General features: G+C 61.4%; 17 protein-coding genes and 1 pseudogene. 2 read left to right on the forward strand and 16 right to left on the reverse strand.

Annotated features, from left to right (window positions below; translation table 11 throughout):
* Positions 1–384: 384 nt before the first annotated feature.
* The 3 genes from I6H87_RS25815 to I6H87_RS25825 are packed head-to-tail and all read right to left on the reverse strand — an operon-like array spanning position 385 to position 4797.
* Positions 385–1059 carry a ferric reductase-like transmembrane domain-containing protein gene (locus tag I6H87_RS25815; RefSeq protein ID WP_011617205.1) on the reverse strand — a complete coding sequence of 225 codons (675 nt, stop codon included), beginning with the start codon at positions 1057–1059 and terminating at the stop codon, positions 385–387.
* Positions 1059–3017, reverse strand: coding sequence for an acyl-CoA synthetase (locus I6H87_RS25820; protein WP_011617206.1), 1959 nt, complete (start codon positions 3015–3017; stop codon positions 1059–1061). Before I6H87_RS25820 ends, I6H87_RS25815 begins: the two co-directional genes overlap by 1 nt.
* A 28-nt stretch (positions 3018–3045) precedes the next feature.
* A complete protein-coding gene (locus I6H87_RS25825) occupies positions 3046–4797 on the reverse strand; it encodes an alpha-keto acid decarboxylase family protein (RefSeq protein ID WP_011617207.1) in 1752 nt (583 codons plus the stop codon).
* 187 nt (positions 4798–4984) lie between these two features.
* Here I6H87_RS25825 and I6H87_RS25830 point away from each other — a divergent pair, with 187 nt between their 5' ends.
* A complete protein-coding gene (locus I6H87_RS25830; RefSeq protein ID WP_011617208.1) occupies positions 4985–5671 on the forward strand; it encodes a Crp/Fnr family transcriptional regulator in 687 nt (228 codons plus the stop codon).
* Here the strand turns inward: I6H87_RS25830 and I6H87_RS25835 are convergent.
* The gene (locus I6H87_RS25835) at positions 5652–7043 is read right to left on the reverse strand and encodes an MFS transporter (protein WP_011617209.1); all 1392 of its coding nucleotides are present in this window, start codon (positions 7041–7043) and stop codon (positions 5652–5654) included. The genes I6H87_RS25830 and I6H87_RS25835 overlap by 20 nt on opposite strands.
* A gap of 185 nt (positions 7044–7228) precedes the next feature.
* On the opposite strand from I6H87_RS25835, the pseudogene I6H87_RS25840 reads away from it, so the two are divergent.
* Positions 7229–7776 (forward strand): annotated as a pseudogene (locus tag I6H87_RS25840) (MFS transporter); the annotation flags it as partial.
* A gap of 57 nt (positions 7777–7833) precedes the next feature.
* Here the strand turns inward: I6H87_RS25840 and I6H87_RS25845 are convergent.
* From I6H87_RS25845 to I6H87_RS25900, 12 genes are all read right to left on the reverse strand, one after another.
* Positions 7834–8841, reverse strand: coding sequence for a bestrophin family protein (locus I6H87_RS25845; RefSeq protein ID WP_011617211.1), 1008 nt, complete (start codon positions 8839–8841; stop codon positions 7834–7836).
* 277 nt (positions 8842–9118) lie between these two features.
* Positions 9119–9523 (reverse strand): cupin domain-containing protein, encoded by a 405-nt coding sequence (locus tag I6H87_RS25850; protein WP_011617212.1) that lies wholly within the window; start codon positions 9521–9523, stop codon positions 9119–9121.
* Between the two features lie 4 nt (positions 9524–9527).
* Complete coding sequence (locus I6H87_RS25855) at positions 9528–10007, reverse strand: carboxymuconolactone decarboxylase family protein (protein WP_011617213.1); 480 nt, start codon at positions 10005–10007, stop codon at positions 9528–9530.
* A 74-nt stretch (positions 10008–10081) separates the two neighbouring features.
* Positions 10082–10834: an SDR family oxidoreductase gene (locus I6H87_RS25860; protein ID WP_011617214.1), complete on the reverse strand. Its 753-nt coding sequence runs from the start codon at positions 10832–10834 to the stop codon at positions 10082–10084.
* Positions 10831–10980, reverse strand: a complete 150-nt coding sequence (locus tag I6H87_RS25865; protein WP_155737069.1) for a hypothetical protein — start codon at positions 10978–10980, stop codon at positions 10831–10833. Before I6H87_RS25865 ends, I6H87_RS25860 begins: the two co-directional genes overlap by 4 nt.
* Positions 10977–11414, reverse strand: coding sequence for a GNAT family N-acetyltransferase (locus I6H87_RS25870; protein ID WP_011617215.1), 438 nt, complete (start codon positions 11412–11414; stop codon positions 10977–10979). The genes I6H87_RS25865 and I6H87_RS25870 overlap by 4 nt, the downstream gene beginning before the upstream one ends.
* Positions 11415–11523: 109 nt before the next feature.
* Complete coding sequence (locus tag I6H87_RS25875; RefSeq protein ID WP_011617216.1) at positions 11524–11754, reverse strand: DUF2798 domain-containing protein; 231 nt, start codon at positions 11752–11754, stop codon at positions 11524–11526.
* A gap of 91 nt (positions 11755–11845) precedes the next feature.
* Entirely contained in the window at positions 11846–12571 is a 726-nt protein-coding gene (locus I6H87_RS25880) for a cysteine hydrolase family protein (RefSeq protein WP_011617217.1), read from the reverse strand.
* Positions 12572–12640: 69 nt separating this feature from the next.
* Positions 12641–13630: an alpha/beta fold hydrolase gene (locus tag I6H87_RS25885; protein ID WP_011617218.1), complete on the reverse strand. Its 990-nt coding sequence runs from the start codon at positions 13628–13630 to the stop codon at positions 12641–12643.
* A gap of 314 nt (positions 13631–13944) precedes the next feature.
* Positions 13945–15378, reverse strand: coding sequence for a MocR-like pyridoxine biosynthesis transcription factor PdxR (pdxR, locus tag I6H87_RS25890; RefSeq protein ID WP_011617219.1), 1434 nt, complete (start codon positions 15376–15378; stop codon positions 13945–13947).
* A gap of 243 nt (positions 15379–15621) precedes the next feature.
* Entirely contained in the window at positions 15622–16665 is a 1044-nt protein-coding gene (locus I6H87_RS25895) for a glutathione S-transferase family protein (RefSeq protein WP_011617220.1), read from the reverse strand.
* 36 nt (positions 16666–16701) lie between these two features.
* Positions 16702–18078, reverse strand: a complete 1377-nt coding sequence (locus tag I6H87_RS25900; protein WP_011617221.1) for an amidase — start codon at positions 18076–18078, stop codon at positions 16702–16704.
* Between the last annotated feature and the right edge of the window lie 129 nt (positions 18079–18207).

Consider the following 18207-nt stretch of genomic DNA (forward strand, 5'->3'; position numbering starts at 1 on the left):
CCCACTGGGCAGCGGCGGCTGGTGAAGGCCTTCGGATGACAAAGGCTAGAGAGAATTGCGAATCCTCTTGATCAAGCTGCAGCTTGATCGGACTGCTGCGGAGCATTTCCCCTCGGACTGAGGCGAATGTCTGGCGCGGCCGCTACGAGGGCAGTCCTGATGGCGGTTGGTCATACTGGGGAATGAAGGATAACCGCAGCTTCGGCTGCGGTTATTTACCGTTCCGGCCCCTGAAGCGCTTGTGAGGGGACGCCGTCTCGCGGCTGGCGGCCAACCGGCGCGATGGCCACAGGACGTTTCGGTCAGCGTTGCCGTCTGGTTAAGCTTCATTGGGACAACACAGGCCGCGCCACGCTCGATGCCTTAGCGCAGGAACACGTATGGCTACCGGTCCCTTACCGTTCGGACGTCAGGCTCCGACATACGGCCAGAATCCCTAGAACGTCCGCGATGGTCGGACGTGAATACTGCCGCGCCCTTCCCGCGAGCGTTCCCGAACTGTACTGCGACACGCAGAAGCATTGCAGCCAGCATTATCATACCGGGCACCGCATAGCCGGCATGTTGCGGGAAGCGAGTCAGGAAGGAGCCTGCGAATATGATCGCGATGACCCAGACACCAGTGAGATGCAATCTCTTCCAGTTGTCCGGGCCGACAAGGCGCATCGGAGTTTCGAACGACGTGATCGTCAACAATAGAATAGCTACATAGCCGATCGTGCCAGGGACGTTGCTCGCAGGCGAGCGCCCCAACCAGAAGGCTTCGGGCGCCGTGCTGCTGTAGACGAGGATTGCTAACGCATGCAGAAAATGAGCGAAGGCGAATGACAGCCCGAGATAGCGTCGCTCACGCACCAACGCTCGCGTCAGAGCCGATGACACAAGTTTCGCCAGCGAAGACGCCGTGAACACGACCAGAAACAGAACAAACGATACTCGTGCAGTTGCGCGTACCGTATCCTGTAACGCTTGCAGCGGGTCGGGTGCCAATGTGTATGACAACGCCGCTACCAGCGCCACCAAGGCCGACAACAAAAAGAAAAGTCTCCAACGGGTCATTATCGCTCCTCGCCAGTTGTAGATGTTGTACCGTCCGGTGCAACCGAGATGCCGATTTCGAACGGGTAACGCCCAAGCACTGCAGCAGCTTGCTTGAGATTGGAAGCGTGGAGTTCGACAGAAATCCGGATTCCGCCCGGCGCGGCTGTGGTCGCCATGACTTCCTCACAATCGATCCCGGCTTCGGCAAGCGCCAAGCGCGCCACGTCAGCGGCCTCGCGCCGCCTCAGTTCCGGCTTGAAGATCTTGCCGACACCCGTGAGCGGAATCCTGTCGACGATCCTGATTCGCTTGGGCAACGCGGCACGCTCACCGATTTCGGCGCGGATGAACTCGGCGAGCTCGGACTCAGTCGCCGTGGAGCCAGGTGTGAGCTGCACATATGCCACTGGCAACTCGCCCGCGTACACGTCGGGGCGACCCACGGCGGCGGCGATCTGGACCGACGGATGGCGATGAAGTGGCTCCTCGATTGCAGTGGGATCAATATTGTGGCCACCTCGAATGATCAGGTCCTTCATGCGTCCGACAAGCCAGAAATAGCCGTCGGTATCGCAACGACCCAGGTCTCCGGTGTTGAGCCAGCGCCTGCCGTCGCCCAGTTCGAGCCAGAGCTTCTCGCTCTGTTCGTCACGCAAGTAGCCGCCGAACACGTTCGCTCCCGAGATGACCAGCAGCCCCACTTCACCGATGGAACAGTCACGCACGTACCGGCCGGCATCATCGACAACAACCGCTTTCATTTCCTGACCCGGGACGCGCAGGCCGATCGAGCCGAGCCTGCGGTCGCCGTTCGGAGGATTGACTGCGCTTACGCACGTCCCCTCTGTCAGACCATAGCCCTCAAGGATCCGGATTCCCGTTCGTTCCTGAAAAGTGCGGAAAACTTCGGCTGGCATCGGCGCAGCGCCACACAGGCCATATTCAAGTGAACTGATATCGTGCGCGTTGACGGGGACGTCCAGAAGCGAAGCATAGAGCGTTGGCACCGCGCCGAAGAAGTTGACGCGATGGTGCGCTACGATCTCCCAGAATCGCTGGACCACACCTTCACCGCGAAAACCATGAGGCGTTCCGAGTATGACGTGAGCACCTCTGGAGAAAGGCAGTAAGCCAGTCGCCATGACGGCATTGACATGGAAAAGCGGAAGGCCACAAAAGATCGTCTTGCCAGGACCGATGCTTTCCCCGAAAAACTGGCCCGCGCTCCAGGCGTTGGCGACTTCATTACCATGACATCGCATGGCAATCTTCGGCATACCAGTGGTACCGCCCGTACAGAAGTAAGACGACGAGTCGCCGGCGTTGAAACGGCGAGCGCTGTCAAGCCTGGTTCCCGATTCACGCGCGATGGTGGTACCGAAGTCGTGCAACTGGAGGTGCGCCGGGACCGCGCGACCCAGCGCGCCATCCTCCGCCGCCATTCGGTCGGCGAAACGCCGTGGGCCTGGCACGCGATCAGCCATATTCACGAGCACAAGATGCCGCAAGGACGGGATCTTGTGCAGAACGGGCTGCACTTTTTGCCAAAGGTCGGCCCCGGGGAAAGGTGCCAGCGTCACAAGGACGCTGGCACCGGCTGCGCCGAGCAACTCGGCGATCGCCTCGCCTTCGAGAAGCGGACTGATAGCGCAAACGATACCCGCTGCTTGGCCACCCCAGATCACCAAATGCGTTTCGGGCAAGTTGGGGAGAACATACCCGATCACTGAACGCGGCCCTGCACCGATCCTGCCGAACATGTTTGCCGTCCGCGTGATGTCCCGGATCAGTTCCCCATAACTCCAGCACTCGATATCGCGAAATGCGTCGGCGCAAGGAAAGTATGAGAGCGCTGGCGCCGACGGATTGATGGCCGCGCCACGGCAGATCATCTCGTATGTACTGTGAGGCAGGTCCGCCGGCATGCCTTGCGTTTCGATGGCAAGGACTTCGTTCTGGTTGGCAATGCCCTTCATGGTGTCTCCCGTTGGCTGATGGCGAGTGTCACGCTCCAACCCTTTCGCCATGCGCGCGGTGAGCGGGTGCCTTTGCTCCTTGTGTAAGGTCAGGCGCAGAATTCCTCGGACCGCACTCGCCATAGTCGAAGTTGGCCAGGTGGCAGGCAAACTGCTTCAATAGCGCGGGCGCGTCCATCTTCGGCAGGTTCAGTTCGACAAAAACAAGACAGTCCGCGGATTCGGCGCGGCCGAGCGCCACGTCCAGCTCGCCTACCGTGCGCACCTCGATCGATAGCGACCTGTCGTGCCGGTCGAAGGCACGGGCCAGGTCCGTATACCGCCAGTTGTCGACATCGTTATATGCGGAGTTCTCTCCCAGGATCATCCGCTCTATCGTGTATCCGCCGTTGTTCAGCAGGAAGATTACCGGCTTCAAGCCTCGGCGCAGTATCGAAGACAGTTCCTGGGCAGTGAACTGGAACGAGCCGTCGCCGATGAAAAGCAGGTGCCGCCGCGACGACGCACCCACATGCGAGCCGAACAGCGCCGGCAACGAAAAGCCGACAGCGCCCCACGTTGGCGCCGCAATGTAACTTGCGCCCGCCGGCAAGCTCATCGAAACAAGCCCCGCATGCGCAGTGCCGGCTTCGCCCACGATCACATCACCGGGCTGCAGGAACCGGCGGACGCGAGGCCAGAGTGTGGCGTGCGTCAGGGGGGCATCGTCGGATACCGGCGCCGGATCGGTGAGGTTCGCAGGGGCAGACAACTCACCCGCGAGCGGTCGGGAATTGGACTTCGCACTCTCGTGAACTCCGGCGAGTACGTCCCGTAGCGTGACGCCCGGCATCTGGGTCGTACCGATACTCAGATCGTGCCGGCGCAGATCGATAAAGGACTCCATATTGATTCGCTGTGAGAATAGCGCCGTGCTCGAGTCGGTGAAGCGCAGGCCCACGCCGATCAGGCAGTCCGTGTTCTCGACGACGTGGCGCACTGATGCGGCGCTCGCGGCACCGGCGTAGCTGCCGATATAGTGGCTGCAAGTTTCATCGATTGCGCCCTTCGCCGGCATGAGCGATGCGCATGGGATGGCACACTTTTCCGCGATCTTGACGATAAGGTCCGTCACGCCAAAACGATCCGCGTCTGCGTCGACAAGCAACACGGGAGCGCGGGCGGCGTCGAGCGCTTCGACAATGCGCTGAACCGCGACGCGGAGTTGCCGCGGATCGCTCGCAGGGTCGGCAAGCAAGAGTGGCGCGTCCGGCACTTCAACGACGATGTGGGTGACATCCGACGGTAACTGCAGGTGTACGGGCCGGCGCTCCAGCCAGCAGGATCGCAATACCCGATCGATCTCGTATGCGGCGTTGGCAGGCGTGATACGCGCTTGGGCAACGGTGAACTCGGACATGCAGCGGCCGATGTTCTCGTAATCGCCGTCCACCAGCGTATGGTGGACGAGCGCACCACTGTTGACTGCGTGGAGCGGCGGCGCGCCCGTGATATGTACGACCGGCACGTTCTCGGCGTACGCTCCCGCGATGCCTCCGATGGCGGCGAGATCTCCGACCCCAAAGGTGGTGACAAACGCCGCAAGGCCCGAAGTACGGGCATACCCGTCCGCAGCGTAGGCGGCATTCAACTCATTGCAGTTTCCGACGAACTCGATACCACGGGCATCATGGATCTGCTCGAGGAACGACAGGTTAAAGTCGCCAGGCACGCCAAAAACGTGACGTACACCCGCCTCCTTGAGTCTGCGGGCAAGGAATGTCCCGATTTGCATACGCATGATGATGTCACTCCACGGTGAAGGGTCATTGCAGGGCTGGCCGTGAACTCGAACCGCAGACCGTCCTGGCTTCAATCAAACCGCTACTGCGGTGCAGCGTGCTCGCATGCTACGAGCGGACCGTCTCGCCAGTCTGTAAGATGTCTTGCAATTGCAGGATTCATTAAGCGCTTTCGACTGCCCCACCATGGATCTCAACGCGCCCCTCATTGAGAAAATGTCCGGAAACCCGTGGTTTCAATCGCTGCCCATGGCCGAGCGACAAAACCTGGTGGGAAACAGTACCCAGGTACGACTCGCCGTTGGCGAGTCATTGTTCCGGCGCGGCGATCCGCCGGCCGGCTTCTTCGGTATCGTTGACGGACGCTTGAAGGCGTCAAGCGTCCGCAGTGACGGCAAGGAAGGCATCCTCGTCATCCTCGAGCAAGGCAACTGGTTCGGACAAATGTCCACCATTACCGGGTGGCCAAGCGCTTTTGACGTTACCGCGGTCGAGGCCGCTCTTGTCCTGAAGCTCAGCCCTGAAGCGTTCAATGCATTTATGCAGAACGCCGTGTTTGCGAGAGCCATCGCCGTACTGCTGTGCCAGCACACGAGCCTGCTCTATCAGATGCTCGAAGACGCGACGCTCCATTCCACTCGTACAAGGATCGCCCGTCGTTTGATGCGTCTTGCTCGTGGTGACGCAACTCTGGCTGCCGAGCATCGGGCGAAAATCCCTGTTTCCCAGGATACGCTCGCCATGATGCTTGGCATTTCGCGCCAGACACTTGCTCTTGAACTCAAGGCGATGGCTGCGCAAGGTGCCGTTGCCTTGCGCTACGGGCACGTCGAGATCGTTTCCATGGACGTTCTCATGTCGTTCGACGACTAGGGGCGGTCGAAGGCAAAGCGCGATCCACGCCATGAAGCCGCGACATGACTACGCCGGCTGAGACCAGCAGCGCCGCAAGGACATACAATCCAATTGAAGTGCTTCCTGTTGCTGTCTTCAGCAAGCCCATCGAAGCTGGGCAAAGCACTCCGGCCAGGCCCGAAAGGGTCGTTATTGCGGCTATCCCTACAGCGGCCACGTTCTTCGGCAAGACGCTGGTCGCAATTGCCCAGAAGACCGGGAACGCCGATACAACACCAGCGGTCGCTGCCGAAACAAGGGTCATCGACATCCACAGGCTGCCTGTTGTACAAGCTGTCGCAGCAAGTCCGAGCGCTGCAACGCAAGTGGCGATGACAAAGCTCTGCCTGTGACTGCGGCGCGCATCCGACCGACGCGCGACCCAAAACATGGCCAGCATGCCGATGGAGTACGGAATGAGCGAGTAGAAACCGACTTCCTGTACGTTCGAGAATCCCCAGCCATGAATCATCTCTGGTAGCCAGAAGCTGAGCGTGTAGGCGCCACAGCTAATCGCGAAGTACAGGTATCCAAGCGCGAAGAACGACGGCAGTCGCCATATGCCGCGGATCCCGCCGCCTCCAGATGCCGGCGTTTGATGTGGCACAAGGGCCGTATGCGAAGCAACCAATTGGCGTTGCCTTTCACTCAGCCACGTGGCCTGCTCCGGCTGATCTGTCAGGTAGAAGTAGGCAATAATGCCTAGCAAGGAAGCCGGGAGGCCCTGCAGCACAAACATCCATTGCCATCCCTTCAGGCCCCACAGGCTGTTGAGGTTCTGGATGATCCATCCTGACAGCGGACCTGCGATCATGCCCGCGGCAACTCCGGCTGCCATGAGCATGGCGATGATCCTGGCGCGTCGCTCTGGTGGGTACCAGAACGTAAGGTAGAGCACGACGCCGGGAAAGAATCCTGCTTCGAAGACGCCGAGCAGGAAGCGGACGATATAGAACTCCATCGGGGTTCTGACAAGCAGCGTTGCGGTCGACGCCAAGCCCCAGAGCAACATGATTCGCAAGAGGGTCTTGCGGGCACCAATCCTCTGCATGACAAGATTGCTCGGTATCTCGAACAGCAGGTAGCCCACATAGAACATGCTGGCCCCGATGCCATACACTGCGGCAGAAAAGCCCAGTTCGGACCTCATCTGCAGTTGCGCATATCCGATGTTGATACGGTCGATATGGTTTAGTACGCAGCAGATGAACAGCAATGGCATCAATCGAAGCGTAATCCCCCGGTAGGTCAACTCGATGTCGCCGTCCGCGACTACCTGCTCGCCGGACGCCAACGCGTCGCCATTCAATTCGTGCACTGCGTCCGCCTGCATTCCTGAAAGAACCTTCATCCTTATCTCCATCCGCCATTGATCCCGCTCGATGCGATGATGGTAGGCAAGCGGAGGCGTGGGGAATGCCAGAAAATTGACAATCCTCGGGATAACGAGGTATTGCGGACATATCGCCCTAAGGCATGACGGCTGTCTGGAACCGCCAGGGCATTAACTCGCGCCACTACCGGTGACAACACTGGGATAAGCCCGTCATTGCAAGAATTCTTGCGACGATCGCCGGCAACCTCGGTGTCTCGATCGACGAAGGCACCTGGGTGATCACGCTGTTCGCCGCGGCCAATGCTGTCGCGATCCCGCTGACCGGCTGGCTCACGCAGCGGATCGGACAGGTCCGCCTGTTCGTCGGCGCCATCCTGCTGTTCGTGCTGTCGTCCTGGCGATGCGGCGTGGCGCCCAACCTGACCACGCTGCTCGCCGCGGCCTGTTCGCCGCTGCCGTGACCTGGGCGATCTACCGCGACCGAAAAACGCCGACGCGCAAGCTGTCGATCGACATGGTAGGCCTGGCATCGCTGGTCACCTGGGTTGCGTCGCTGCAGATCATGCTCGACAAGGGCAAGAACCTGGACTGGTTCAGCTCGCCCGTCTTCACCGTGCTGATGGCCCCGGTGGTTGGCAAGATCCTGCCGAAGTCGGAGTTGCGCGTGCTCGCCACCCTCTCCTTCCTGGGATTCGCGGCGGTGTACTTCATGCGCTCGCACTACACCACGGGCGTGGATACCTACACGCGACGCACGTCCCGCAGTCATGACAGAACGCCCGACTAAAGCGATAAACTTGAGTGGTCAGAGGACAATACCGTGCTCGGCCGTCGGCGCGGGGATATCGCACTTCTCGCCCAGCATGTCCATGAGTTCGTGTTCGATCTTCCGGCAGATCTGTGCCATGGGCACATCATTGGCGTTTCCTTCGAACGGGTTCTCCGTGCTTTCGCCCACTTGCTCCAGCGCGAGGTACATCCAGGAGATCATCGTGCTGAATGGAATGACCAGCCAGATCATGTTGCCATGCATGACGCCTGAAACGCTGGCATTGAGCTTTTCGAATTCCGTAATAATGCCAAAAGGCAGTAGCAGACAAAACGTACGGACAAAGAGCTTGTTGACGACCGCATATTGCCTGGGATACGGATAGTCCTTGATACGCTCCGCCCGTCCTTGCTGCGCGAAGAAGCCTCTGATCGATCCCACCAACTCCAGATAGAAGGCATTGCCGATCTCGCCAGCGTCAAGGAGCCGCCTGATCGTCGCCGACTGCGTTCCCAGCAACCGGCTTGTCTTGCTCTCGGCGTGCGCAAGCGAGTCGAGTTCGGCCTGTGGCAGATACCGCGCAAGCGCCTCGTGCAATGGCGTCTCCCACTCTGGAACCCGGTAGTACTTCCGGTATTCCACGTTGGATGCCTTGCCCGCGCTTTCCCAGATCCTTGGGGTTCTCAGCTGGTAGCGGAGCGCCGTCAGCCACGCGCAATGGCGGAGAACCAGATCCCGCCCGGCCGCCTGCCCTGCCAGAAAGTCCTGGCTCATCATACCCAGACACCGGCTGCCGGTCAGGATCTCAGTCCAGATCTGCTGTGCCTCCAGGGCCCTGCTGTAGGTCTGCACATTCCGGAAACCCACGATGAATGACGTGGCGGTGCCCAGCAGCACCACAACCGCGACCGGAATCGACAGCCATTTCAGCCCGAAGAACTGATAAAGGACTACGGGCAGCGAACCGCATGCCAGCGAGGCATAAAGTTGCCGTCTCGACCAGAACGTGAACTCGGATATTGTGTACGATTTTCCCAGGTGCATGGTGCGCGTCTCGCGGCAGTGCGGCAGTTCGCGGATCCAAGGTCCGAACTGCCGGCAGGGGCAGCACGGCCAACCGCCTCACCACCGACCAGATCGCTACCCGGGACCTGGTTTTGTCATGGTGATATTGCCAAGAAACCGACGTAGTATCAATTTCCGTCCCACAACCCTTCACGCCACCCCGGAAAACAGCGGCACGGCAAGAGCATGCGGCAGCGCCGCTCTTGCCGTGCCGGACAGTGCGCACCGGCATTGCCGGTGCCTGAAGGGACGACGACTACTTCACCGGCGTCAGGATCGGCGCGCCCTTTTTCTTGAGCAGGAACACGACAAACTTTGCTGGCTGCGTCTTGCTGGCATTGCGTCCGACGGTGTGGATATCGTTGGGACCTTCGTGGAAGGTATCGCCCGGTTTGAGCGTTACCTCTTTTCCGCCCTTGAGGCCCATGACGATGCTGCCCTCGAGCACGTAGACGAAGGCGTGGGCGTCATGGCGATGCACGGGATCGGCGCTGCCCGGCGGATACTCCACGATGATCATCTCGGCTTCCTTCCCCGGATATTCGGGCAACGCTTCCTTGACCAGGGGCGTGACACTCGCCTCCGGCGCGGCGGCGGCCGGCTTTGCAACCGTCAGGCACGACAACACAAGGGCTGCCGCAACGGAAGTGACCGTCTTCATGGCATCACTCCAGGTTGGCCTTGTCGAGCCCGAACGCCTTGTCCGACGAACCAGGCACCATGCGGAACGCCACGTTCAGGCGATTCCAGGTATTGATCGCCCCCACCAGGAAGGTGAGGTCCGACAGTTCCTTCTCGCTGTACTGGGTGCGCACGCCCTCATAGATATCGTCGGGCACGCCGTCGGCGGGAAGCCTCGTCAGCACCTCGGTCCAGGCCAGCGCGGCGCGTTCGCGCGGCGAGAACAGCGTCGACTCGCGCCAGATCGCCACATGATGCAGGCGCAATTCGCGCTCGCCGTGGATCTTCGCCATCTTGATATGCATGTCGACGCAGAACGCGCAGCCATTGAGCTGCGACGCGCGAATCTCGACGAGCTCGCGAATGGGCACTTCAATCGTGGTCTTCTGGAACAGCGCGCCGAACTCCATGAGCTTCTTGGACAGTTCCGGGGATTGCTGGAAGTAATTCGTACGTTGGGTCATGTTTGCTCCTGGTGATCTGCTCAATGTGATACTGACGAACGCGGTGCTGCTTGCGTGGGCATGCGCCCTGCGGCCTATCGTTGCTGCGATTGACGCAGCCATTCCTCTAAGCCGATGCGCCCGAGGCGCGCCTCGCCCAACGGCACGAGCGAATGTTCCTCGACCCGGCCGCCGAAGTAGCGGGCCTCGGGGTCGCGCACGACTTCACGCGGGTCGCCAACCGCCTTGAGATAGCGGGCGACGATCTCGTTGAACGGGGCTCGTTCCGGGCCGGCGATCTCGACGATGCCGTTTCGCGGTGGCGCGAGCGCCACATCGGCAACGATTGCGGCAACGTCGTCCGCCGCAATCGGCTGGAACAGCCCAGGCGATAGGCTGACGATATTTCCTTGCGCACTGGAATCGGCGATGCCGCCGATGAATTCCATGAACTGGGTCGAGCGGATGATGGTGTAGGGGATGCTGGAGGCCTCTATCAGTTTTTCTTGCGCGACCTTGGCACGGAAATAGCCGTTCTCGGGCGTCCGGTCGGTGCCGACGATGGACAGCGCGACATGGTGCTGAACGCCCGCCTTGGTCTCCGCCGCATGAAGGTTGCGGCCGGAGGTCTCGAAGAACTCCAGCACCGCCTTGTCTTCAAACGACGGGGAATTGGCAAGGTCGATCACCACCTGAGTGCCGGCGAGGGCCTCCTGGAGCCCCTCGCCAGTGATGCTGTTGACACCGCTCCTGGGCGAGGCGGCCACGACCTCGTGGCCGCCCTGGCGCAAAATGGCGACGGTCTTCGAGCCGATCAGGCCGGTCCCGCCAATGACGACAATCTTCATGATGCTTCTCCGTGCTGAGGAAGGTGGAACGATTCCATGTTAGGGAACGCGGCATCCCCGCGCCAGCTCGACTCGGAGCGCCGGCTCGTGGAATAGTCACGGCGCGGGCTGCAATCGAGCAGCAGCAGCAGGTTGAGGAGCTTCATTGCAGCTCCATGCAGAAGTGGAGGCCCTTGGCGAGCAGGCCGGAACGGAAATAGAAGCGCTGGGCCAGCGCTTTCGCGAGTGCGGTATCCAGGACAAGTCGCTGGCAGCCTTCTGTGCGTCCAAGCTCGCAAAGCGCTTGCAGCAGACGCTCGCCGTGACCCCGCCCCCGGCCTTCGGCATCGGTGATCAGGTCGTCGACGTACAGAAAGCGCCCGTGGATGAGGTTGTCAAGACGCCGATATCCGGCCAGCGCAACAGCTTTGCCATCGTCCCAGAGCGCGAGCAGCCGGTACCCTTGTCCGCGTTGCAGCATGACGGCGTCGAGGAAGTCTTCCGGCATTTGCAGCCTGGGGCGCAGTTGCCGCATGACAGGGAAGCAGGCACGGATCTCGGCCTCCGTTTCCGCATGTCTGAGCGTCAGGTTCTTGGTCATGGTGCCGATGCGTGCTGGTTGTGCAGGCTTCAATGTAGTTGAGCGATGACACAGTCAACAGGCACATGTTTATCGTTTTCAACTAGGCCATCGACAAGGACGGTATGACCTAAGAGTGGTTTGTCATGCGATCGACCAGGCGGCGAATGAAGGGCGTGGCCGACACGACGACCGGCAGCATGGTCAGCCAGGAGACGCTCCAGGACCTTAGCCAGTGCTGAAAGAACCGGCCCTCTTCTGCAAATGGAAGGCTTGCGATGGCAGCAGCGATGGAGCAGGTCAAGCCGGCCTGGATAACACCATAGGCGAAATAGCTGTAGCGCGAAGGAATCTTGGGCATGTGAGTCGCCTCTATGCATTCTTTGAACCAGACATTGATGCACCCTGCCATTGCCGCGCCAGGGGCTGTCGCCCCTGGCGCAAGAAGGGCGCTACGCGGCTGCTTCAACCTTTACTGCCAACCGCTGCACGGTTTCGTTGGTATCCCACAGCGCGTTTGCGATGAAGCGGAAGTTGACCAGTGCCGCGTGATATCCGTCCCCTTCAGGTAGCTTCGGCCCTGCTACGGCGTCGCGCACGACAGCAACTTCGAAACCTTGCTCCAGCAGATCCCGCAGATGAGATTCGACGCACAGATTGGCGGCCATGCCCGCAAGGATCACCTGGTCGACGCGCTGCTTGCGCAATTGAAGGACAAGGTCGTTGGCCTGCGGGCCGTACAGCTTGTGCGTGGAGCAGATGATGGTCTTGCCATCCTCGATATACGGCTTGAGCTCCGGCACGAAGTCCGCGCCCGAGTCACGGAATCCGTCCAGGTTCAGCGCGCCCGGACGGTCGAACATGCCGATGGCATGCTGGAACATTTCGGCGGGGCCCTGCACTTTCCATGTGTGATCATGGGGAAAGTAATAGTGGGGAGAGATGGCGACCGTGATGCCCGCCTGTTTTGCTGCCTCGAACAGACGGACCAGGTTGGCCACGAGGTTCTGCTCCGTCACGCTTTCTCCCACCACGCCCCAGCTGCGGCCTTCGGGGCTCATGAAGTCGATCTGCGGGTCGATCACGACGAGCGCGGTGCGGGACAGGTCCAGCGTAATGCAGGACTTCGGCAGAGCCGGATCAACGGGATCTGCATAGGGGCTATTGTGGTTGCACATGGGAAGTACCTCTTATGGTGGGCCCAGTCTGCCGGCGCCTTCGTGGGGCCCGGCAGATGCGGCGTCGTTTCAACTACGGATGAATGCCAACAGGTCGGCGTTGAATCTGTCTTTGTGGGTGTCTGTGAGCCCATGCGGCGCACCGGGGTAGACGATCAGCTTCGCATTCCTGACGAGCTTTGCCGATGCGCGTCCAGCGGCGTCGATCGGCACGATCTGATCGTCGTCGCCGTGGATGATCAGGGTCGGCACATCGATCTTCCTGAGATCCTCGGTGAAGTCGGTCTCAGAAAATGCCTTGATCGAGTCGTACGTACTCTTGTGTCCACCCTGCATGCCCTGCGCCCACCATGCGTCGATCAACCCCTGCGACGGCTTTGCACCGGGACGGTTGAAGCCATAGAACGGCCCCGCCGGCACGTCCTTGTAGAACTGCGACCGATTGGCAAGTTGTGCGGCACGCAGGCCGTCGAATACTTCGATTGGCAGTCCGCGCGGATTGGCGGCGGTCTTCACCATCAAAGGCGGCACGGCTGAAACCAGCACCACCTTTGAAACGCGTCGCGCACCGTGCCGGCCGATGTACCGGGCCACCTCGCCACCACCCGTGGAGAAGCCCACCAGGATGGCGTCCCGCAGGTCAAGGGTTTCGAACACAATGGCCAGGTCGTCAGCATAAGTGTTCATCTCGTTGCCATTCCATGGCTGGCTTGAACGACCGTGGCCACGACGGTCATGTGCAACGGCGCGATACCCTTCCGACGCAACGAGCATCATCTGGGATTCCCAACTGTCCGAGCTCAGTGGCCAGCCATGACTGAATACAACGGGGCGACCGGCGCCCCAGTCCTTGAAATAGAGCTGGGTGCCGTCCTTTGCCGTGATGTAGCCGCCTGAAGCCTTGCCGCTTGCCTTTGCGGTGGTCGACTTTTCTGCCGACGGTGCCGCCGCCGCAGGTCCGGGCAAGCCGGAAGCCACCAGCGCGCTGGCTGTGGCCGCCCCGCCCAACAACAGGTTACGTCGCGATAGGCCTTGATCGAGGCTGCGATCTGAAGACATGGTGAGACTCCTCTATTGGCGCGTGCGCGCGTTTCCTTGAATATGTCTGGGCATCAGGTCCCTGGTCATGGTGCCGGTGCGTGCTGGCTTGTGCAGGCCCCAATGTAAATGGACGATGACTCAGTCAACAGGCACATGTTTATTGTTTTCGACTGGGCCATCGACATGGGGCGGTATGACCGATGGTTGGTAGCGCGTCGGCAGGCGTCGCCATTGCGCTCGACCTTGCTGCGCAGGACCGCCCCTTCCCAGGCTTCGATAATGATGGACGCGAGCCGCGCGGAATCAACGGTCAAGCGTCCCCTGACGATCGTCTATGCTTTCAGCGCGCGCATCAGCTCGGCAACCAGGCGATCGGCTTCAGTCTGACTGCGCAGATTGGTAAAACCCATCATCAAGCCACGCCGCCCGGGCGCACCCTGCCGCCAGGCGGTCAGCGAATGGACGGCGAATCCTGCCTCGCGCGCACGACGGGCCATCGCCAGATCGTCAAGATCGTCCCTGACGTCGACCAGAAGGTGCATGCCGCCATCCTGCAGGCAAACAGTGAAGCCGTCCGTTTTGTATGGAGCCAGCGCCTCGGCCAGCATTGCACGTCGTCGCGCGTAAAGCGTGCGCATGCGTTTGATGTGCCGGGCGAAGTGCCCCTGCGCAATAAACTCCGCCGCCACGGCTTGCAAGAGTTCAGGGCAGCCGCCATGCACCGTGCGCCTGCAGGCCAGATCCATTGTCGGCACCAGACTCTGTGGCACGACCACGTAAGCGAGCCGTAGCCCCGGGTACAGCACCTTGCTAAGCGTGCCGCAATAGATCACCCGGTCGCATGTATCCAGGCTCTTCAAGGCCGGTAACGGGTGGCCGCGGTAACGAAACTCGCCGTCGTAGTCGTCCTCGATGATCCATGCGCCCCGCTCACCGGCCCAGTCGAGCAGTTCGACGCGACGTTGCAGTGTCAGTGCCACGCCAGTCGGGCTCTGGTGCGATGGCGTCACTACGGCCAGGCGCGCCTCTGGAAAATGCTGACACCCAAAATCGACGTCGAGGCCATGATCATCCACTGGCACATTCCGGACCTGCAGGTTCAGGCGCCTGAGTGACTGGGCTGTCGGCGGGTAGCTGGGATCCTCAACCCAGGCGCTTTCGCCCGCCAGCCTGAGCGCATCCACAATCAGCGCAAGGCTGGCCGTATAGGCCGGCACGACGAACACCTGGTGCGGCTGGGCGTCGATGCCCCGTGAGCGCTGCAGGTAAGCGGCCAACGCTTCTCGCAGCGGGCCAAATCCGGCTGACGCCGGCCTGGTCAGCGAGCCGGCGCTGCGTACTTGCCGCGCCATCAACCTCGTCCATAGTTTCCGCGGGAACTCATCCAGCGCGGGAAGCCCCAGTTGCAACGGCGCGGGGATTCCACCCTCTGTTTCGATAGAAAACTCGGTAAGTTCCTGGTTCGGTGGCGTGCGGCTGGATCCAGCCGCTGCGGCCACGCGGTGGGGGCGCGATGGCGCAATTTGCTCGGAAACAAACGTCCCCGCGGGGCCTCTGGCGATCAGGTAGCCTTCGCCCAGGAGCCGCTCATAGGCGACCTGAACGGTCCCGCGCGCTACGCCTAGCTCGCCCGCAAACGCACGCAAGGATGGCACCCGCTGCCCGGGTTTCAGTTGCCCTTGCCGGATCGAGGCACGAATCCGTGCATAGATCTGCTCATGCAGCGGCGCAGCATTGGATGGGTCCTGAGCCGGTGACTTCGTCATAGCCTGGCAGACGTATCCGGGCAGTGCCGCAACGCCGATGCATGGGAAAGCGAATCATTGCCGGCGGTGGCAACGGATCGGATCTGGATGTGATCTTGACCTCCGATCATACCCCAGGGCGCGCATCCGCCGGGACCCGGCCCGTGACGGCCTGAGAAAGCAAATGGGCGGAGATTCAGAGTCTCCGCGCATTCCCCTTCCGCCACAGGCGCCGGCATTGGCCGGTGCCATCGGGCTGGCGGACTACACCGGCACCGCCTCCCCGCAGCGGGCCATGCCATGCATATAGTGCGAAGGCGGCATGGAATCGACCGTAGCCTGGACCGCTTCCTTGCACAGGGACGGACGCTTGGCCAGCGCATCCACATATCGCACGACGTTGGGCAGGCCTTCCCACATCGACGCAAGCCCCAGATAAGCCATCCGGACCAGGTTGACACCCCACAGCACATCGCCGAGCGAGAATGATTCCCCCCTGAGGTACGGTGACGACGAACCAAGCGCATGGTCGAGGTCCGCCAAGAGGCCCGCGACGTGCCGACGTGCGGCGCGCTGAAATGCCGCATCGTGGCGGACCGACTTGCCACCCCGCTCCTTCGCGATCTTCGCGCGATAGGCTGCAACCAGCTCCGCATCGTCGGCATTGGCGTCAATCATGGCTTCGAGTGCCTGGATCTTGTAGTCGTAGACCGTTTCCATGGCTGTCTTGAGCGCTTCAGGCCGCCGGTCGGCATCGGGATGAAAGCCGTAGAGCAAGGTGCCGTTCGGGAGCTGATCGACGATGTTCACCTGGTGCATCACCCGGGCACGCGCATCGGCATCCCCCGGCACGAGATCAATGGGATCGCGCGATACCGCATCGAGATAGCAGCAGATCCGTTTGGAATCGGCAATGACGCGGCCAGCCTCGTAGTCCACAAGCAACGGGACCGTGCAGGGATCAAAGCCTTCGGTCTCCACCGAAGTGCGCCCGCTATAGCCGCTGACAAATTCCCGCCCCACTTCCCGGCCTGCAAGCAACCGCAGTCGGACGTAGGGCGGATGGTAGTGCTCGGCCGGAACAAGGCCATCCGGCCCCATCGAACCGAGGATCATCATATCGTTCGAACGGTACGGCAACTGCTTCTCGAACAGTACCGTGCGCACTTTCTGCGAGCAGAGCGAACTGGCGGCGTGGAACAGTTCGAAGCGCGGGTTGGCGTCACTTCCCACGAGAGAGATTCGCGCCGGGTCCGCGATGGCGGCACGGGCACCAGCCGCCATATTCGTCAGTTTGTCATGGCTCATTGCTGGCTTCCTGGGACTCAGGTTTGGCGCTATCGTTCATCGTTGTCTCCTGGTTGTTGGGTTGACGTCTAGCAACTCATTTTGGGCGGTGCCCGTTCGCAGCATCAGCTCCATCTGCTGTGCAATCTGCAGCAGCGCACCGTCGTCGCCGGGCTTCGCGACGATCTGCAAGGCCGCGGGAAGGCTGCGTTCGCCGGTCGCCAGGGGAATCGAGATGGCAGGAAATCCCGCGACATTGAACGGCGCCGTATAGGTCATCAGCGCCTCGCGGACGGTGCCGGTCCAGGCGCCAATGCTGACGGTGCCGGCATCGAGATGCGGTGCGGTGCACGGGCATGTCGGCAGCACGAGATAGTCAACCGTCGACATCACCTTGTGCAGCCTCGCCGTGAAATCTCGCCTGGCCTGCTGGGCCGCTGCATAGGCGCGCAGGTCCATGGTTTCGGCGCGTTTCAGCCGGTCGACGGTTTCCGGGTTGTAGTGCGTCGAGATACGGTCCCAGTCATTGCGGCGGAAATGCTCGATGCCGCCTTCGATCAGGACGATGCTCGCGAAGGCACCGAATACCGCATCGAACAGGCCGGAAGTGCTGACGTTCACGCAGGAAAAGACTTGCGCCAGCCGCTTCATCGCGCCATCAAATGGCACCGCAATCTCAGGACTGAGTGGAACCGGTGCAATGTCACGAATGACGCCCAGCCTTGCGGACAGCCACGCATCGCTCTCGGGAACCTTGATGTCGACGGCATCGGCGAGCAACAGCACGTCGTCGACCTGCTCGCCGAGCAGGCCAACGTGGTCGCAAGTGGGCGCCAGGGGGAACACGCCGCGCGTGGATAACGTGCCGAGCGTGGGCTTGTATCCGACGACGCCGCACAGTGCGGCGGGAATCCGGACCGAGCCGCCGGTATCCGTGCCCACGCCCGCCATGATGGCACCGTGCGCAATCGCCGCCGCGGCACCACCACTGGAACCCCCGGGTATGCGTGTATGGTCCAGCGGATTCAGGGTATCGCCAAACCTGGCGCTGGCGGTTGTCACGCCCCACGCGAATTCGTGGGTCGTGGTCTTGCCTATGATGATCGCGCCGCGCTCCACCAGAGTTTTCACGATCTCCGCATCGGCGGCTGGCACATGACCGAGATAGGCTGCGGAACCGTAGCGGGTCTCCATGCCCTTGGTGTCGATCAGATCCTTGACCGCAATGGGCAGCCCTTCCAGTGGCCGCGGCCGGCGTTCGCCATAGCGGCGATCGCTTTCCGCGGCCGCCTTCAGGGCACGGTCCCAATCGATCGCCGAGAATGCATTGAGCAGCCGCTTGCTGGCTTCCGCGCGTTCGAGCGCCTGCTCCGTCAATGCCGTCGCGGTGATCTGCCGCGTGGCAAGGGCATCCAGCGCGCTGCGCAAGCCCATGGAATGCGGGGCCGTCGTTCGGGATGGGCGTCGGATGCCGTGCTGGTCGAGCGACGCGACAGCCGTCGGAAGTATGTCGTGGCCAGAGAAGATCGCGTCTTGTGGCAGGCAGTTCAGCTGATTCATGTA

This window comes from Cupriavidus necator (genome assembly GCF_016127575.1).
Classification (GTDB): domain Bacteria; phylum Pseudomonadota; class Gammaproteobacteria; order Burkholderiales; family Burkholderiaceae; genus Cupriavidus; species Cupriavidus necator_D.

Coding starts and splice junctions, on each gene's coding strand:
- I6H87_RS25825 (WP_011617207.1), bottom strand. CDS start 4,797: ATGCGTATGCAAATCGGGACATTCCTTGCCCGCAGACTCAAGGAGGCG.
- I6H87_RS25875 (WP_011617216.1), bottom strand. CDS start 11,754: ATGCCCAAGATTCCTTCGCGCTACAGCTATTTCGCCTATGGTGTTATC.
- I6H87_RS25895 (WP_011617220.1), bottom strand. CDS start 16,665: ATGAGCCATGACAAACTGACGAATATGGCGGCTGGTGCCCGTGCCGCC.
- I6H87_RS25900 (WP_011617221.1), bottom strand. CDS start 18,078: ATGGGCTTGCGCAGCGCGCTGGATGCCCTTGCCACGCGGCAGATCACC.
- I6H87_RS25885 (WP_011617218.1), bottom strand. CDS start 13,630: ATGTCTTCAGATCGCAGCCTCGATCAAGGCCTATCGCGACGTAACCTG.
- I6H87_RS25850 (WP_011617212.1), bottom strand. CDS start 9,523: ATGAAGACGGTCACTTCCGTTGCGGCAGCCCTTGTGTTGTCGTGCCTG.
- I6H87_RS25870 (WP_011617215.1), bottom strand. CDS start 11,414: ATGACCAAGAACCTGACGCTCAGACATGCGGAAACGGAGGCCGAGATC.
- I6H87_RS25845 (WP_011617211.1), bottom strand. CDS start 8,841: ATGCACCTGGGAAAATCGTACACAATATCCGAGTTCACGTTCTGGTCG.
- I6H87_RS25815 (WP_011617205.1), bottom strand. CDS start 1,059: ATGACCCGTTGGAGACTTTTCTTTTTGTTGTCGGCCTTGGTGGCGCTG.
- pdxR (WP_011617219.1), bottom strand. CDS start 15,378: ATGACGAAGTCACCGGCTCAGGACCCATCCAATGCTGCGCCGCTGCAT.
- I6H87_RS25880 (WP_011617217.1), bottom strand. CDS start 12,571: ATGTGCAACCACAATAGCCCCTATGCAGATCCCGTTGATCCGGCTCTG.
- I6H87_RS25865 (WP_155737069.1), bottom strand. CDS start 10,980: ATGAAGCTCCTCAACCTGCTGCTGCTGCTCGATTGCAGCCCGCGCCGT.
- I6H87_RS25820 (WP_011617206.1), bottom strand. CDS start 3,017: ATGAAGGGCATTGCCAACCAGAACGAAGTCCTTGCCATCGAAACGCAA.
- I6H87_RS25830 (WP_011617208.1), top strand. CDS start 4,985: ATGGATCTCAACGCGCCCCTCATTGAGAAAATGTCCGGAAACCCGTGG.
- I6H87_RS25855 (WP_011617213.1), bottom strand. CDS start 10,007: ATGACCCAACGTACGAATTACTTCCAGCAATCCCCGGAACTGTCCAAG.
- I6H87_RS25835 (WP_011617209.1), bottom strand. CDS start 7,043: ATGAAGGTTCTTTCAGGAATGCAGGCGGACGCAGTGCACGAATTGAAT.
- I6H87_RS25860 (WP_011617214.1), bottom strand. CDS start 10,834: ATGAAGATTGTCGTCATTGGCGGGACCGGCCTGATCGGCTCGAAGACC.